This is a genomic window from Caryophanon tenue, from assembly GCF_001700315.1.
GTDB lineage: Bacteria > Bacillota > Bacilli > Bacillales_A > Planococcaceae > Caryophanon > Caryophanon tenue.
The window spans coordinates 42,771-58,598 of record NZ_MASJ01000004.1 but is presented as its reverse complement, the minus strand read 5'-3'; the positions used below and the strand labels follow the sequence as shown (position 1 = coordinate 58,598).

The 15,828-nt window shown below is 40.9% G+C and carries 18 protein-coding genes; all 18 read left to right on the top strand.

Annotated elements, in window-relative coordinates; all coding sequences use genetic code 11:
* The first annotated feature begins 55 nt into the window (after positions 1-55).
* Positions 56-907, top strand: a complete 852-nt coding sequence (locus tag A6M13_RS05905) for a YitT family protein (RefSeq protein ID WP_066543808.1) — start codon at positions 56-58, stop codon at positions 905-907.
* A gap of 48 nt (positions 908-955) precedes the next feature.
* Entirely contained in the window at positions 956-1,270 is a 315-nt protein-coding gene (gene cccB, locus A6M13_RS05900; RefSeq protein ID WP_066543807.1) for a cytochrome c551, read from the top strand.
* Between the two features lie 199 nt (positions 1,271-1,469).
* On the top strand, positions 1,470-2,399 hold the full coding sequence (gene hprK, locus A6M13_RS05895; RefSeq protein ID WP_066543806.1) for an HPr(Ser) kinase/phosphatase: 930 nt from the start codon (positions 1,470-1,472) through the stop codon (positions 2,397-2,399).
* A 12-nt stretch (positions 2,400-2,411) separates the two neighbouring features.
* A complete protein-coding gene (lgt, locus tag A6M13_RS05890) occupies positions 2,412-3,230 on the top strand; it encodes a prolipoprotein diacylglyceryl transferase (RefSeq protein ID WP_066543803.1) in 819 nt (272 codons plus the stop codon).
* A 9-nt stretch (positions 3,231-3,239) separates the two neighbouring features.
* Complete coding sequence (gene ppaX, locus A6M13_RS05885) at positions 3,240-3,878, top strand: pyrophosphatase PpaX (RefSeq protein ID WP_066543802.1); 639 nt, start codon at positions 3,240-3,242, stop codon at positions 3,876-3,878.
* Positions 3,879-3,882: 4 nt separating this feature from the next.
* Positions 3,883-4,425, top strand: coding sequence for an acyltransferase (locus A6M13_RS05880; RefSeq protein ID WP_066543797.1), 543 nt, complete (start codon positions 3,883-3,885; stop codon positions 4,423-4,425).
* 300 nt (positions 4,426-4,725) lie between these two features.
* A complete protein-coding gene (locus tag A6M13_RS05875; RefSeq protein WP_066543796.1) occupies positions 4,726-5,892 on the top strand; it encodes an ATP phosphoribosyltransferase regulatory subunit in 1,167 nt (388 codons plus the stop codon).
* On the top strand, positions 5,889-6,530 hold the full coding sequence (gene hisG / locus A6M13_RS05870; RefSeq protein WP_066543793.1) for an ATP phosphoribosyltransferase: 642 nt from the start codon (positions 5,889-5,891) through the stop codon (positions 6,528-6,530). The genes A6M13_RS05875 and hisG overlap by 4 nt, the downstream gene beginning before the upstream one ends.
* Positions 6,527-7,804: a histidinol dehydrogenase gene (gene hisD / locus A6M13_RS05865; RefSeq protein ID WP_066543791.1), complete on the top strand. Its 1,278-nt coding sequence runs from the start codon at positions 6,527-6,529 to the stop codon at positions 7,802-7,804. Before hisG ends, hisD begins: the two co-directional genes overlap by 4 nt.
* A gap of 6 nt (positions 7,805-7,810) precedes the next feature.
* Positions 7,811-8,407, top strand: coding sequence for an imidazoleglycerol-phosphate dehydratase HisB (gene hisB / locus A6M13_RS05860; RefSeq protein ID WP_066543789.1), 597 nt, complete (start codon positions 7,811-7,813; stop codon positions 8,405-8,407).
* Positions 8,407-9,033 carry an imidazole glycerol phosphate synthase subunit HisH gene (gene hisH / locus A6M13_RS05855; RefSeq protein WP_066543787.1) on the top strand — a complete coding sequence of 209 codons (627 nt, stop codon included), beginning with the start codon at positions 8,407-8,409 and terminating at the stop codon, positions 9,031-9,033. Before hisB ends, hisH begins: the two co-directional genes overlap by 1 nt.
* Complete coding sequence (gene hisF, locus A6M13_RS05850) at positions 9,027-9,785, top strand: imidazole glycerol phosphate synthase subunit HisF (protein WP_066543786.1); 759 nt, start codon at positions 9,027-9,029, stop codon at positions 9,783-9,785. Before hisH ends, hisF begins: the two co-directional genes overlap by 7 nt.
* Entirely contained in the window at positions 9,782-10,408 is a 627-nt protein-coding gene (hisIE, locus tag A6M13_RS05845; RefSeq protein ID WP_066543785.1) for a bifunctional phosphoribosyl-AMP cyclohydrolase/phosphoribosyl-ATP diphosphatase HisIE, read from the top strand. The genes hisF and hisIE overlap by 4 nt, the downstream gene beginning before the upstream one ends.
* A gap of 199 nt (positions 10,409-10,607) precedes the next feature.
* Positions 10,608-12,125 (top strand): tetratricopeptide repeat protein, encoded by a 1,518-nt coding sequence (locus A6M13_RS05840; RefSeq protein WP_066543784.1) that lies wholly within the window; start codon positions 10,608-10,610, stop codon positions 12,123-12,125.
* Positions 12,126-12,191: 66 nt separating this feature from the next.
* Complete coding sequence (trxB, locus tag A6M13_RS05835; protein WP_066543783.1) at positions 12,192-13,142, top strand: thioredoxin-disulfide reductase; 951 nt, start codon at positions 12,192-12,194, stop codon at positions 13,140-13,142.
* A 301-nt stretch (positions 13,143-13,443) separates the two neighbouring features.
* Complete coding sequence (locus A6M13_RS05830) at positions 13,444-13,908, top strand: NUDIX domain-containing protein (protein ID WP_066543782.1); 465 nt, start codon at positions 13,444-13,446, stop codon at positions 13,906-13,908.
* A gap of 16 nt (positions 13,909-13,924) precedes the next feature.
* Entirely contained in the window at positions 13,925-14,809 is an 885-nt protein-coding gene (rapZ, locus tag A6M13_RS05825; RefSeq protein WP_066543779.1) for an RNase adapter RapZ, read from the top strand.
* A gap of 4 nt (positions 14,810-14,813) precedes the next feature.
* Positions 14,814-15,809: a gluconeogenesis factor YvcK family protein gene (locus A6M13_RS05820; protein WP_066543770.1), complete on the top strand. Its 996-nt coding sequence runs from the start codon at positions 14,814-14,816 to the stop codon at positions 15,807-15,809.
* Positions 15,810-15,828 lie beyond the last annotated feature (19 nt).

Genomic DNA, 15,828 nt, shown 5'->3' with positions numbered 1-15,828 from the left:
ACGCGTTTGATATAATTTTGTCGATAATGACTGAAAAATGAAGTGAGGAAAAAATATGGGGAAAACAACGTACGAATTTAAAGATACGTTTCTGGAATATGTGTATGTCATTGCTGGAGCAATCGTCATTGCATTAGGATTTAATTTATTTTTATTACCGAACCAAGTCGCTTCAGGTGGCGTAAGTGGTATTAGTACGATTTTAAATGGCTTGTTTGGCTGGAATGCAGGGCTTGTGCAATATGCATTTAACATTCCATTATTTATTGCAGGCGTTGTAATTTTAGGGAAAAACTTCGGGTTGAAATCATTGGTTGGTACATTAACGCTGCCACTCGTTGTTATTTTAACGCAAAATATTGAAGCGGTAACGATGAACCCGTTACTTGGTGCCATTTTTGGTGGTATCGTTATCGGGGCAGGTATTGGTCTTGTATTCAAAGGGAAAGCATCAACGGGCGGTACAGATTTATTGGCACAAATTATTACGAAGTATACAGGGTTAACATTAGGAACGAGTGTACTTTTAATTGATGGCATTATTGCAGTAAGTGCGGCTGTTGTATTTGATATTGAAAAAGGTTTATATGCGATTATTGGGTTGTATGTGACGACGAAAACGATTGATATTATTCAGCTTGGATTTAGCGGATCGAAAATGGTCTATATCATTTCAGAAAAAGAAGACCAAATTCGTGAAACGATTTATGCGGAAATTGACCGTGGTGTGACAAAAGTGCCTGCGATTGGCGGGTACACACAAAAAGAGCGCTCGATGCTAATGGTAGTCGTGTATCAAACAGAGTTCACACGTTTGAAACAAGTTGTACAAACCATTGACCCAAAAGCATTTGTCATTGTTTCTGACGCATATGAAGTACTAGGCGAGGGTTTTAAGAAAGCATAAGCTTGGTATATAATGTAGATAGTATGTGACGATGAGGGAGAGAATGGGATGAAAAAACGTTTATTAGCAGCATTATTTAGTTCAGCACTATTATTAGCGGCGTGTAGCGGCGATGACGAAGCAACGCAAAGTACAGATGGCGTAGTAGATGGTGAGAACGTTGTGAAATCATCATGTGCGACATGCCACGGTGGAAACTTAGAAGGTAAAGGGAATACACCTGCATTAAACGATGTTGGTGCTCGTTTATCAGAAGCGGAAATTTTAGACATCATTGAAAATGGGAAAAATGGTATGCCACCTGGTTTAATTAAAGGTGAACAAGCAGAAGCAGCTGCAGCATGGTTAGCCGAGCAAAAATAAAATATTGATACCATCCTAGCTGGAGAGAAGGATGGTAGGCGAAGCACACGTAACGAGTTTGTTATGTGTGCTTTTATTTTTGCATATAGTTTAGATGACTCGCTCAAACCCCTGTTTACCAAATGAGCTGTGTGTGTAATACCTTTTCATATCATATCATGCTAAAATAATGAAAGATTGCGAGAATTGAGGTGTCAGTATGCAAGTTACAACAAGAGATGTGATGGAAGAGTTTAACTTAACACTTGTTGGTGGTGAAGAAGGAATTGGGCGCGCCATTACAACAAGTGATATTTCGCGTCCAGGGCTCGAGATGGCAGGGTATTTTACACACTATCCAGCTAATCGTGTGCAGCTATTAGGGATGACGGAATTATCGTTTTTTGAAATGTTACCAGATGGTGTAAAGGTGGAACGTATGCGTAAATTATGTTCACCGACGACGCCAGCTGTTATTATTTCACGCGATAATATTGTACCGCAGGAATTAATTGATGCCTCAAATGAGTATCAAGTACCGGTGTTATCGACATCGATGACGACGACACGTTTTTCAAGTCGTTTAACGAACTATTTAGAAAGTCGCTTAGCGCCGATGACAGCAGTCCATGGTGTACTTGTCGATGTGTACGGTATTGGTGTGCTATTAACAGGGAAAAGCGGAGTTGGTAAAAGTGAGACGGCACTGGAGCTTGTAAAAAAGGGTCACCGTTTAGTAGCAGATGACTGTGTGGAAATTCGCCAAGAAGCAGAAAATTTACTTATTGGGAATCCGCCACCACTGCTTGAACATTTACTTGAAATTCGTGGTATCGGTATTATCGATGTGATGACATTATTCGGAGCAAGTGCGGTGCGTAATAATAAGCGAATTTCACTTGTGATTGACCTTGAAATTTGGGACCCCAATAAAATGTATGACCGTCTTGGCTTAGATGAGCAAAAGATGAAAATTATTGATACGGAGCTCACGAAGCTTGTTATTCCGGTGCAACCTGGGCGAAACTTAGCCGTTATTATTGAAGTAGCTGCAATGAATTACCGCCTAAAACGTATGGGGGTTAATGCAGCAGAAGAGTTTTCACGTCGTTTAGACGCAATGATTGCAGATGAAGATTTTGAAGGATAAGAAAGGACGGTAATGATGGATTTTTTACTAGGGCTTGACCCGATTGCCTTTCAATTAGGGCCGTTTACAGTACGTTGGTACGGACTACTAATTGTGTCAGGTATTATTTTAGCGTATTTATTTGCGCAACGAGAAGCGGTAAAGCGTGGCTTACCGGAAGATTTTTTAGCCGATTTACTTATTTGGGCTGTACCGATTGCAATTATTAGCGCGCGTATATATTATGTAGCGATGAAGTGGGATTATTACGGAGAGAACCCCGCGAAAATTATTGAAATTTGGAACGGCGGTATTGCCATTCACGGTGCGTTAATTGGTGCATTTATTACGGCCTATATTTTCTGCCGTATAAAGGGTGTGAGCTTCTTAAAAGTAGCAGATATTACCGCACCAAGTATTTTAATTGGTCAAATTATCGGACGTTGGGGCAATTTTATGAACCAAGAAGCGTTTGGTGGGCCAGTATCCCGTGAGTTTTTAGAAGGTTTATTTATTCCAAATTGGATTATTGACCATATGTATGTTGAGTTAAACGGTGTGATGACATACGTACATCCGACATTTTTATATGAATCACTTTGGAATGTGATCGGTTTAATTATTTTAGTCTTACTGCGTAATGTAAACTTACGCCGTGGTGAAATTTTCTTCGGTTATTTAATTTGGTACTCAATTGGTCGATTCTTTATCGAAGGTTTACGTACCGACAGCTTATATTTAATTGGCGATTTACGCTCAGCACAGGTCGTATCAATCATTGCGATTGTTTTTGGGATTGCAGGTATCATTTATGGTCGTATGAAAAAAGACGGCGCACGTTACGCAGATTAGGAGCTGACAATGATGGTCAAAGCATTGCTATTTGATTTTGATGGTACGCTACTGAATACGAATACATTAATCATTGAAACATTTCGTCATGTGCTCGAAGAATATGCACCAGGGAAATATACGGACGAAGATTATGTACGCTTTATCGGGCCATCGCTTGAACAGACGTTTTTGGCAGAATGTCCAGATTGTACGGCGGAGATGGTACACAAGTATCGTATGTGGAATCAAGCGCATCATGATACGCTGGTGTCGGAATATCCAAATGTGAAAGAAACATTAGAAGCGCTTCATGCACAAGGGATTAAGCTAGCGATTGTAACGACGAAAATTCGTACAACGATGGAACGTGGTTTGCAGTTGATGGGTGTCGCTCATTTATTTGATGTGACGATTACGCTTGACGATGTAGACCATCCAAAGCCACATGCAGAACCGATTGAAAAGGCACTTGCACAGTTAGGCGTTTGTCGTGAAGAAGCGCTCATGATTGGTGATAATTCGCATGATATTGAAGGTGGCAAAAATGCTGGCGTGAAAACGGCTGGTGTTGCATGGTCGATTAAAGGGGAAGCATTTTTACGCAGCTTACATCCTGATTATATACTGCACGACATGTTGGATTTACTCGACATCGTAAAGGAGTGAAAACATGCGGAAAACAGAGCGTTATCGTGTAAGAGAAGGCGCAAATTCCTTGTGGCATGTGTATGACACCGTATCCTTTTGGAAGATTATGAAGTGCTTTATTTTTATTCAAATTGGTCGCATTACGCCGTGGATGCGTGTGAAAAATTGGTTGTACCGAACGTTTTTGAAGATGGAGATTGGCGAACGTGTATCACTAGCGTTAATGGTCATGCCTGATTCCATGTTTCCAGAACGTATTTCCGTTGGCGATAATTCGATTATTGGTTTTAACACAACAATTTTAGCCCATGAGTATTTAATTGATGAATATCGTTTAGGGGATGTCAAAATTGGCAAAAATGTGATGGTCGGTGCTAACACAACAATTTTACCAGGTGTCACAATTGGCGATGGAGCTATTGTGTCCGCGATGACATTGGTCCATAAAGACGTACCAGCAGGAAGTATGGTCGGTGGTAATCCGATGCAAATTATTTATACAGCAGAACAAATGGCGGCACGGAAAGCGCAGGATATGCCGGTGTGGAGTGAACGACGTCATTAAAAAAGCGTGTGTACGAGTTTTTCGTACACACGCTTTTTATATAAGAAGAGCGCATTTTCTTTGTTACGCGATGAAGTTGCTCATCCTTGTGTATCAACGAAAATAAGGTAGGTTTATCGTGCAATTTCATATATAATTGACAGAATAATCATTTTTAAAAGATAAGTCTTAAAAATGAATGTATTGTTAATTTTTCGTGAAGGCGTTGACGTTACGCTGATTTTTCGATACAATACTTTCATATTCTACTACTCTAACACTCTAGTGTACTAAAGTGAAAATAGGAAGTGACGAACTGATATGTCGATGATTCAAATGTTTGAGAAACCACTAGGCATGCGCGATACATTCCCTGCCATTTATGAAAAATTAGAAAACGTGCGTCAAACAGGGCGCCAATATTTACGTACAAACGGATATGATTTTATTAAGACACCGACAGTTGAGTATTACGATACGGTCGGAAAAGCATCTGCGATTTATGATGCATCTTTATTTAAATTAGTCGATAGCCAAGGCAATACCCTTGTGCTACGTCCAGATATGACAACGCCGATTGTGCGTGTCGCAACATCAAAACTATTAAAAGAAAAAATTCCATTGCGCTTAGCGTATTTTGCAAATGTATTCCGTGCGCAAGAAACGGAGGGCGGTCGTCCAGCAGAGTTTGACCAAATGGGCGTAGAGTTAATTGGTGATGCTAGTGTGTATGCGGACGTAGAAGTTATTTCATTAGCAGCGGGCTTAATGAAGGAATTTGGCATTACATCGTATCAATTAACAATTGGACATGCAGGAATTTTACAGTCCATTTTAACGAGCTATACAGATACAAATGAACAAGCGGAAGAGTTACGTGTACTGCTTGTCCAAAAAAACTTCGTTGGTTTTGAGGAAGCTGTATTAGCATTTGGTTTACCGACAATGAAAACACAATCGCTCTTACAATTTATCGAGGAAGCATCGAATTTAACGTCATTGGCACAAATTGAAAAATACGTGACGAAAAACGATGCACTTGTGTATATGAAAGAATTAGAAGAACTATTGAAAATTGCGGGATTAGCAGAAGAGTTTGCGTTTGATTTTACACTAGCTAGCCATATGAATTACTACACAGGCATGCTATTTGAAGTGTTCGCTACAGGTTCAGGTTTCCCAATTGGTAATGGTGGTCGTTATGACGGTTTATTGCATAATTTCGGACAACCCGTAGGTGCAACAGGCTTCGGTTTACGTGTAGACCGTTTGCTGGAAGTGTTACCAAAACAAACAATTACACAGCAAACAGCCGTTGTGTTATTTGAAAAAGGCTGTTACGAGCAAGCGGTAGTACGTGCAGCAACGTTACGTGAGCAAGGCAAGCATGTCACAATGCAAGCGCGCGAAGCTGTAGTGAATGAAGCGATGTTTATTGAGCCATTTGGCGAAGTCATTACAATTACAGCGGGAGGAACGAAGCAATGAGTGAATTAACGATTGCGATGCCAAAAGGGCGCATTTTTGAAGAAGCATACGAGCTACTAATTCAAGCAGGCTTCAATTTGCCTGCAGAGATGGAAATGTCTCGTAAGTTAATGATTGAAATTCCAGAAGAAAATATTCGTTTTATTTTAGCAAAGCCAATGGATGTACCAGTGTATGTCGAGCATGGGGTAGCGGACATTGGCATTGCGGGCAAAGATGTATTGCTTGAGCAAGGACGTACAGTGCACGAGTTATTAGATTTGAAAATTAGCGAATGCTATATTGCTTCAGCTGGTTTACCGAACACAACGATGGACGAAATTGCGCCGCGCATTGCGACGAAATATCCTGAAATCGCAACGAAATACTATAAAGGCATTGGCGAACAAGTCGAAATTATTGAGTTAAACGGTTCGATTGAGCTAGCACCGATGATTGGATTAGCAGACCGCATTGTAGATATTGTATCAACAGGTCGTACGTTAAAGGAAAATGGGCTTGTTGAATATGAGCATATTACAGACGTATCATCACGCTTAATTGCGAATCCTGTAAGCTATCGTTTAAAAGGCGCACGTATTACAGATTTAGTACGTCGCTTAAAGAAAATTGTGAATGAGCAGGTGAAGGATGCATGAACATCGTCAATCTAAGTGAAGCTGTTTCATTGAAGCGTCCATTAGAAAGCGGCAATGAACAGCAATTACAAACGGTACGTGACGTGCTACAACAAGTACGTACACGCGGTGATGAAGCGGTAAAAGAATATACCGAAAAATGGGACGGCATTGTGCTAGACGATTTACGTGTTACGCCAGAAGAAATTGCAGAGGCAGTTGCGAGTTTTGACCCACAGCTATACCGTGATTTAGAAGAGGCAGCGGCAAATATTCGTTTTTACCATGAAGCACAGCGCAGAGAAGGGTATACATTGCCACTTCAAGATGGTTCGTATTTAGGACAGCGTATTACACCACTTGATGCAGTAGGTTTATACGTACCAGGTGGCACAGCTGCTTATCCTTCATCAGTACTGATGAATGTGATTCCAGCGCAAGTGGCAGGTGTTGAACGTATTGTGTTTGTATCGCCAGTAAGTAAAGATGGTAAACAACCAGCAGCTGTACTTGTCGCGGCACATATTTTAGGGGTGACGGAGATTTATAAAATCGGTGGTGCGCAAGCGATTGCGGCACTTGCTTACGGTACAGAAACGATTGCACCGGTAGATAAAATTACAGGACCAGGCAATATTTTCGTGGCACTTGCAAAGCGTGAAGTATTTGGCGAAGTCGATATTGATATGATTGCTGGACCTTCTGAAATTTGCGTCTTAGCAGATGAAACAGCGTATGCAGATGAAATTGCCGCAGACTTATTATCACAAGCAGAGCACGATACATTAGCGTGTGCGGTACTGATTACAACAAGTGACGATTTAGCAGATGCGGTTGCATCGGAAGTCGAAAAGCAGCTACAAAAGTTACCGCGCGAAGCAATTGCACGTAAAGCGATTGAAACGTTCGGTACAATTTACGTAGCGGAGTCGATGGATGAAGCGATTAAAGCGGTGAATACATTAGCGCCTGAGCATTTAGAAATTATGACAGCCAATGCAGAAGCAGATTCACAAAAGATTCGTCATGCAGGTGCAATTTTCTTAGGACGTTATAGTTCAGAGCCTGTAGGAGATTATTTTGCTGGGACGAATCACGTACTTCCAACAAATTCAACAGCTCGCTTTGCAAGTGGTCTAAACGTAGACGACTTTGTAAAGAAGACGAGTATTGTATATTATACGAAAGAAACATGGGCACAAAATGCACCGAAAATTGCGCGTTTAGCCCGTTTAGAAGGATTAGAAGGACATGCTCGTGCAGTAGAAGCGCGCGGCTGGAAAAAGGGAGAGTAAAATTCAATGACAGAACGTATTGCAACAATCGAACGTAAAACGAATGAAACACAAATTGCTGTGTCGTTAAATTTAGATGGCTCAGGTCAAGCGAATATTCAAACAGGTGTTGGGTTTATGGACCATATGCTTGATTTATTTGTGAAACACGGTTTATTTGATGGGACGATTACAGCGAATGGTGATACATGGATTGATGACCACCACACGACAGAGGATGTCGGTATTGTGTTAGGTCAAGCATTCCGTCAAGCGCTTGGTGATAAAAAGGGCATTAAACGTTATGGCAATGCGTTCGTGCCAATGGATGAATCGTTAGCACAAGTTGTCGTTGATTTATCAGACCGTCCTGCTTTTGTGTATCGTGTAGAGCCACCGTTAAATGAAAAGGTCGGCACATTTGATACAGAGCTTGTGTATGAGTTTTTCTGGAAGTTTGCATTAGAGGCGCGTATTAATTTACATATTATTGTGCCGTATGGTCAAAATACACATCACATTATTGAAGCCATTTTTAAAGCGGTAGCGCGTGCACTAGACGCAGCGATTCAAATTGACCCGCGTGTGAAAGGTGTGCCGTCAACGAAGGGGCTGTTAGGCTAATGAAAATCGGTGTTATTGATTATGGAATGGGAAATTTATTTAGTGTCGAGCAAGCATTAAAACGTTTAGGTGTTGAAGTGCTTGTCACAGCTGACCAACAGCAACTAGCAGCAGCAGACGCTGTTGTATTGCCAGGTGTTGGTGCATTTCCTGATGCGATGAAGCGTTTAGAGGAAACGAAGCTAGTCGATTTTATTTACGCACAAAAAGAAGCGAATAAGCCATTATTAGGCATTTGTTTAGGGATGCAATTATTGTTTGAGCATAGTGTTGAAGTTGCACCAACAAAAGGCTTGGGCATTTTCACAGGAACCATTGAACGCTTTAACGGCGTGTCACGTATTCCGCATATGGGTTGGAATGATGTGGCGTTACAAAATGAGCCACAGTGGTTACAAAACGCTACGTTACCGGAAGCGCGCCATGTGTATTTTGTACATTCATTTTATGCGACAAATATTGACGAGCAGCAATTAGTCGCGTATGCCGATTATGAAGGTGTGCGTGTGCCAGGTATCGTGTCAAATGGAAGCTTTACAGGGATGCAATTCCACCCTGAAAAATCAGGGGAGTTAGGCGTTGCTTTATTACAGTCTTGGCTTGAAGGAGTGAAACGTACATGTTAACAAAACGCATTATTCCATGCCTGGATGTAAAAGAAGGGCGCGTTGTCAAAGGCATTCAATTTGTCGAGCTACGCGACGCAGGGGACCCAGTAGAACTTGCGAAGTTTTACGATACACAAGGGGCAGATGAGCTTGTGTTTTTAGATATTTCAGCGTCGCATGAAGGACGCGAGACGATGGTCGATGTTGTACGTCAAACAGCAGCAAGCTTAGCCATTCCATTTACAGTTGGTGGTGGTATCCGCACACTTGACGATATGAAGCGTATTTTACGTGCAGGCGCCGATAAAGTATCGGTCAATACATCAGCACTTGAGCGTCCAGAGCTGATTAAAGAAGGCTCGGATTATTTTGGCGCACAGTGCATTGTCGTTGCGATTGATGCGCGTTATTCAGAAGAAGACGGCACGTGGATGGTATACACGCACGGCGGTCGCAACAAAACAACGTGGACAGCTGTCGAGTGGGCAAAAGAAGCGGTACGTTTAGGGGCGGGCGAGATTTTATTAACGAGCATGAACCAAGACGGAGAAAAATCAGGCTTTGATGTGAAGCTGACAAAAGCGGTGCGTGATGCTGTCACAGTACCGGTAATTGCCAGTGGCGGTGCAGGCAATGCTGAACATTTCCGCGAAGTTTTACAAGACGTCGATACAGACGCCGCATTAGCAGCAAGTATATTCCACTACAAAGAAACGAGCGTAGCTGAAGTGAAAAGCTATCTACGTGACAAAGGAGTTTGTGTACGATGATTGAAGGATTAAAATTTAACGAACAAGGGCTCATTACAGCAGTTGTACAAGATGCCCAATCGAAAGAAGTATTAACAGTTGCTTATATGAACGAAGAGTCTTTACAAAAAACGATTGAGACGAACGAAACATGGTTCTTCTCACGTTCACGTAATGAGCTATGGCATAAAGGCGCAACAAGTGGCAACACACAGCGCGTTATTTCAATAAAAGCAGACTGTGACAAAGATGCACTCGTTGTGGAAGTTGTACCAGCAGGACCTGCTTGTCATAACGGCACAACATCATGCTTTACAGAAACAATCGTACAAAATGAAGCGGTTGGCTCAGTAGGCATTTTACCACAGTTAAAAGAAGTGATTGCACAGCGTGAAATCGATATGCCAGAAGGTGCGTATACAACGTATTTATTTGAAAAAGGTATCGATAAAATTTGTAAGAAGGTCGGCGAAGAAGCGACTGAAGTTGTTATCGGTGCGAAAAACCGTGACGCAGAAGAAGTGAAATGGGAAGCAGCCGATTTACTGTATCACCTACTTGTATTATTACAAGAGCAAAAGGTTGACGCGTATGATGTACTAGGTGTTTTAGAAGCGCGTCACAATCGTAAAAAAGCAGAATAATATTTCAGCGTAGAAAACGAATCTATCCTATTCGGTAAAAGAGCTAGCCGTGCAGTTTGAGCGGCTAGCTCTTTTTTGTTGTGATTCGGCATTTTAAAATAACTGCATTTTTGAAGGCATATGCTATAATAAGCGGAAGTGATTAAAGGAAGAAGATTTTCCTTTTATGTCTGGAATTTAAGTGTCGGAGGAATACAATTTGGAAAAAAACGAGCAACTTATCGGGCATTCAAATATCGTATCGTTTATCCCAAGCGCTACTTATTATAATGAACGTGCAACGAAAGCATTTATGGCGAATAATTTAGTACGCGCGCGCCATTATTTGCGACGAGCACTTGATTTTAGCCCGCACTCAGTTGAATATTTAATGAGCTATGCGAATGTAGAAGCAGAATTAGGGAATTATTTAGAAGCACAAGAAACGTATACACGTGCGCTACAGTATGCACCTGATGATGAAGAGATTATTATTTCGTTAACGGAAATGGCGATTATGTTAGAGCAATACGATACCGCCATTCATTATGCCTCGATTTATCTACAAAAACATCCACACGGTATGTATGTGACGGATGCTTCAGCAGTCATTGATATGTATGGTATCGGTGAAGAGGAAGCGTTGCAAGTACGTCATTTACCGGAAGAGTTAATTGCAGCCGCAAAACTACTGGAGCAACAGCAGTTTGTCGAAGCACGTGATTATTTAGAACATTTAATTGAGGAAAAGCCGACTGTCGAAGCGTATAATTTTTTAGCGGTAACATATACGTATTTGCAAGAGTATGAAGAAGCACGTGCGATTTTACATGAGCTTGTACGAGATGAACGCGCTAATTTAGAAACGTACTGTCAATTGACGATGATTGCGTTACAAGAAGGTGACCGTGAAGCGTTGAATCATTATATACCGATGCTTGAAGATGTGTATCCACTACATGTTGAAACGATTATTAAGCTTGGTACAACACTCGCTGTTGTCGGTAAATACGAGCAAGCCTATCATTGCTTTAAACGTTTAGCAGGCAATGAAATTGGCTCAGAACGTGTATATTATTACTGGCTTGCACAGTGTGCGTATTACACAGGTGATTTTCATGTTGCAGCGCAAGCATGGCGTAATTTACTAATTTTCTTCCCAGAGATGGAAGGTTATGAACCGTGGCAAGATGGCATTGAAGAATTAGATGTGCATGATTGCACGCAAAATCGTGAGCACATTATGCGTTTATTGTTAAGCCCGCTTGAGCATGAGCGTGTGTGTGGTATTCATTTTTTAGGTTTATCACCATTCCGCCAGCATATACTTGCAGAACCGTATGTAATTCAAGTAGAGCATTGCACGGTGCTTGAAAAACTGTATTTAGGCAAAATGCTTGGACATTCATTTAATGGTGCATCTCAAGCTGAGCAAATTTTCATCCGTTACGGACAAGTAGCAGATGCGCTTCATGAAAGTGTGGAAGAGATTACAACTGATAATCGTGCGCTGTTTTTATTTTGGTTTGCACTTGGGAATGCAGGGCTTGACCAACAATACGAGTTCAAACATGTTGATGCGATTGCAGCAGCTGTCCACTATTTATATGAACAACTACTCGGTGAAGGTGCATCAAAGACAGCGATGGCGAAACGTTATAGCACAACACCAGCCACATTAACGAAGTATTTAAACGATATTGAGCAGTTTTTACAGTCTTCTGAGCAGAACAGTTGAGAAAACAACTTAAATCGTATACGATATAATTAATTTAGAAGTTAGTAGTCGAAGGGAGACAATTTCATGTCAGCAGTAGAAGAAAAAATTTATGATGTTGTAATTATTGGAGCAGGACCAGCCGGAATGACAGCAGCTGTATATACATCACGTGGCAATCTTTCAACTTTAATGATTGAACGTGGTATTCCAGGTGGACAAATGGCAAGCACAGAGGAAGTTGAAAACTACCCAGGCTTTGAAACAATCTTAGGCCCTGAGCTGTCGACAAAAATGTTTGACCATGCGAAAAAATTTGGCGCAGAATACGCATACGGTGATGTAACAGAAATCATCGACGGTGAAGAATATAAAACAATCGTTGCTGGTAAAAAGCAATATAAAACACGCACAATTATTTTAGCAACAGGTGCAGAGTATAAAAAAATGGGAATCCCAGGTGAAGCGGAGCTTGGTGGCCGTGGCGTAAGTTACTGTGCTGTATGTGATGGCGCATTCTTCCGCAACAAAAACTTAATCGTTGTTGGTGGCGGTGACTCAGCAGTAGAAGAAGGTATTTACTTAACACGCTTTGCAGAGAAAGTAACAATCGTTCACCGTCGTGACGAGCTACGCGCACAAAAAATTATTCAAGACCGCGCGTTTGCGAACGACAAAATTGATTTCATTTGGAATAATACCGTAAAAGAAATTAACGATGCAGGCGGTAAAGTTGGTAGCGTAACACTTGTGAATACACAAGACGGTTCAGAATCAACAGTAGAAGCAGACGGTGTATTCATTTACATTGGTACTGTGCCACTAACAAAACCGTTTGAATCATTAGGTATTTTAAATGAAGCGGGCTATATTTTAACAAATGACAATATGGAAACAGCCGTACCTGGTATTTATGCAGCAGGTGACGTTCGTGAAAAAACATTACGTCAAATCGTTACAGCAACAGGTGACGGTTCAATTGCAGCACAAGCAGCACAACATTATATTGAAGAATTAAAAGAGAAATTAAGCATTTAATATTTGTTACACAACGTTTATGGCGCTGTAATGTATTTGTTATGACAGCGTAATATCGGTGCGTTATAGTGAAGGAGTAGTAAACAAACTCCTTAATACAGAAGAGTGCTGTTGTCCAACCCCAATGAGGACAGCAGCACTCTTTCTGTGTGTTCAATTATAAAGAGGTATGGTAAGATAAGATGCTTCAATGAAATTACGATACTATCGCACAAAACAAAATTAGCAACTCTTTTTGGCACAAAGATAGCAATGCATATATAATAGAAATAGAATGCTTTTTAAAGTGGAGGTGTACGTCATGCAACGTATTGCGAATTTAATTGTAAAAAAAGACGACCAAGTATTATTACTCAAAAAACCTCGTCGCGGATGGTATGTAGCACCGGGTGGGAAAATGGAGCCAGGCGAATCGATTTTTGAAGCGGCTACGCGTGAATTTTCCGAAGAAACGGAAGCGATACCAGTAGATACGCATTTAAAAGGCGTTTATACAATGGTCATTAAAGAAGATAATCAAGTTGTCGATGAATGGATGTTATATACATTTTTAGCCAAAGATTATACAGGCGTACCGTTAAAGGAAAATCGTGAAGGTATTTTAGAATGGCATCCAATTAGTGCATTAGCACATTTACCAATGGCTGAAGGAGATCGCACAAACTTACTATTTGCTGTAAATGAGCGTGGCATACAATATGGCACGTTTGAATATACAACAGAATTTCAACTATTGAGTGAAAAAATTCAACAATCAAATGAATAGTGAGGAGAGGATAGCGATGGAGCAACAAATAGAAACACTAAATGAAATCGTCATTATTACGGGGATGTCAGGGGCAGGGAAAACAGTTGCCGTACAAAGTTTTGAAGATTTAGGGTACTACTGTATTGATAATTTACCTCCTGCCTTATTACCGACATTTATTAAGTTAATGCGCGATACAGGCCGCAATATGCAAAAGGTAGCAGTTGTTATGGATATGCGTGGCGGTGAATTTTTTGAAATGCTCATTGATGCTATTTATCAGCTGGAACAACAAAAAAGCATTGCGTTGCACATTTTATTTTTAGATGCAAACAACGAAACGCTTGTACGTCGCTATAAAGAATCACGTCGTTCTCATCCGCTTGCTAAAGAGGGCTTACCGTTAGAAGGCATTGCGCGTGAACGTAATTTATTAGCTGATGTGAAAATGCGTGCTCATACGGTGATTAATACATCGCTATTAAAACCTCGCGAACTTCGAGAAAAGCTTGTGAGTGATTTTTCCGGTCAAAAAAGCAGTATCTTTATGATTAATGTGATGTCATTTGGCTTTAAGCACGGCATGCCGATTGATGCGGATTTAGTATTTGATGTACGCTTTTTAACAAATCCTTACTACATAGAAGAGCTTCGTCCTAAAACAGGCTTGCAAACAGAAGTATCGTCTTATGTGATGGCATTACCAGAAGCTCAACAGCTCGCTGAAAAGCTAACGGATTTATTTGAATTTATGATTCCGCAATATAAAAAAGAAGGAAAGTCTCAGCTTGTTATCGCGTTCGGTTGTACAGGAGGGCAACATCGCTCTGTAACATTTGCAGAGTATTTTGGTGACCGTCTTTCAAAAATCGAACCGACACAAATTACACACCGAGATATTCATTTAAGAAAGGCGTGACCACATGAAAAAACGAAAGTTCCGAGTTGTTGTCATTGGTGGCGGTACAGGTCTTTCCACTGTATTACGAGGCTTGAAGGAAAGTGAGTATTTTGATCTGACTGCCATTGTTACAGTTGCAGATGATGGAGGCAGTTCGGGACTTTTACGCAAAGATTATGACATTCCACCGCCAGGAGATGTACGAAATGTCATTGCTGCACTTTCAGAAGTCGAGCCTTTAGTTGAAAAGATGTTCCAATATCGCTTCTCGCAATCGGAAACATTAGCAGGGCATTCACTAGGAAATTTAATGCTGACAGCGTTAACGGATATTACCGGTGATTTTAGCTATGCGATTGCAGAAATGAGTAAAGTATTTAATGTTCGTGGCAAGGTGTTGCCAGCTTCGAATGAGAAGGTAACACTTTATGCTGAATTAGAAGATAATTCATTTGTTGTCGGGGAATCGAATTTCCCGTTCGTTGATAGTAAAATTCGCCATGTTTATATGGAGCCACAACATGCACAAACATTACCTGAAACCGTTCGTGCGATTAGCCGAGCTGATGTTATTTTAGTAGGGCCAGGTAGTTTATATACAAGTATTATTCCGAACTTATTAGTACCTGAAATTCGCGATGCCGTTGTAAAAGCATCTGGTCATAAAATTTATATTAGTAATTTAATGACACAAAAGGGTGAGACAGTTGGTATGACTGCCAGTGATCACGTGGAGGCGTTGTATAAGCATGTGGGCGAACCGTTTCTTGACCGCATTTTATTAAATGATGTCGAATTACCGCCCGTTATACGTGCAGTCTATAAAGAGGAAAGTGCAGAGCCGATTAAATTTGATATTGAAAAGCTACGCGCGCTCGACCTTGCGATAGACCAAAGCCATGTCGCAACTTTTAAAAATGGCACAGTTCGTCATAAAGGGTACAATGTCCGTTGCTGGTTAGAAGATTTTTTACGTATTCATGGCTCAAAGCGCAAGCGCGTTTTGAAAACACTATAACACCATTTGGAAGGAGGCA

Excerpts from the sequence above, each read along its gene's own strand:
- A6M13_RS05905 (WP_066543808.1), top strand. The coding sequence starts at position 56 with ATGGGGAAAACAACGTACGAATTTAAAGATACGTTTCTGGAATATGTG.
- cccB (WP_066543807.1), top strand. The coding sequence starts at position 956 with ATGAAAAAACGTTTATTAGCAGCATTATTTAGTTCAGCACTATTATTA.
- hprK (WP_066543806.1), top strand. The coding sequence starts at position 1,470 with ATGCAAGTTACAACAAGAGATGTGATGGAAGAGTTTAACTTAACACTT.
- lgt (WP_066543803.1), top strand. The coding sequence starts at position 2,412 with ATGATGGATTTTTTACTAGGGCTTGACCCGATTGCCTTTCAATTAGGG.
- ppaX (WP_066543802.1), top strand. The coding sequence starts at position 3,240 with ATGATGGTCAAAGCATTGCTATTTGATTTTGATGGTACGCTACTGAAT.
- A6M13_RS05880 (WP_066543797.1), top strand. The coding sequence starts at position 3,883 with ATGCGGAAAACAGAGCGTTATCGTGTAAGAGAAGGCGCAAATTCCTTG.
- A6M13_RS05875 (WP_066543796.1), top strand. The coding sequence starts at position 4,726 with ATGTCGATGATTCAAATGTTTGAGAAACCACTAGGCATGCGCGATACA.
- hisG (WP_066543793.1), top strand. The coding sequence starts at position 5,889 with ATGAGTGAATTAACGATTGCGATGCCAAAAGGGCGCATTTTTGAAGAA.
- hisD (WP_066543791.1), top strand. The coding sequence starts at position 6,527 with ATGAACATCGTCAATCTAAGTGAAGCTGTTTCATTGAAGCGTCCATTA.
- hisB (WP_066543789.1), top strand. The coding sequence starts at position 7,811 with ATGACAGAACGTATTGCAACAATCGAACGTAAAACGAATGAAACACAA.
- hisH (WP_066543787.1), top strand. The coding sequence starts at position 8,407 with ATGAAAATCGGTGTTATTGATTATGGAATGGGAAATTTATTTAGTGTC.
- hisF (WP_066543786.1), top strand. The coding sequence starts at position 9,027 with ATGTTAACAAAACGCATTATTCCATGCCTGGATGTAAAAGAAGGGCGC.
- hisIE (WP_066543785.1), top strand. The coding sequence starts at position 9,782 with ATGATTGAAGGATTAAAATTTAACGAACAAGGGCTCATTACAGCAGTT.
- trxB (WP_066543783.1), top strand. The coding sequence starts at position 12,192 with ATGTCAGCAGTAGAAGAAAAAATTTATGATGTTGTAATTATTGGAGCA.
- A6M13_RS05830 (WP_066543782.1), top strand. The coding sequence starts at position 13,444 with ATGCAACGTATTGCGAATTTAATTGTAAAAAAAGACGACCAAGTATTA.
- rapZ (WP_066543779.1), top strand. The coding sequence starts at position 13,925 with ATGGAGCAACAAATAGAAACACTAAATGAAATCGTCATTATTACGGGG.
- A6M13_RS05820 (WP_066543770.1), top strand. The coding sequence starts at position 14,814 with ATGAAAAAACGAAAGTTCCGAGTTGTTGTCATTGGTGGCGGTACAGGT.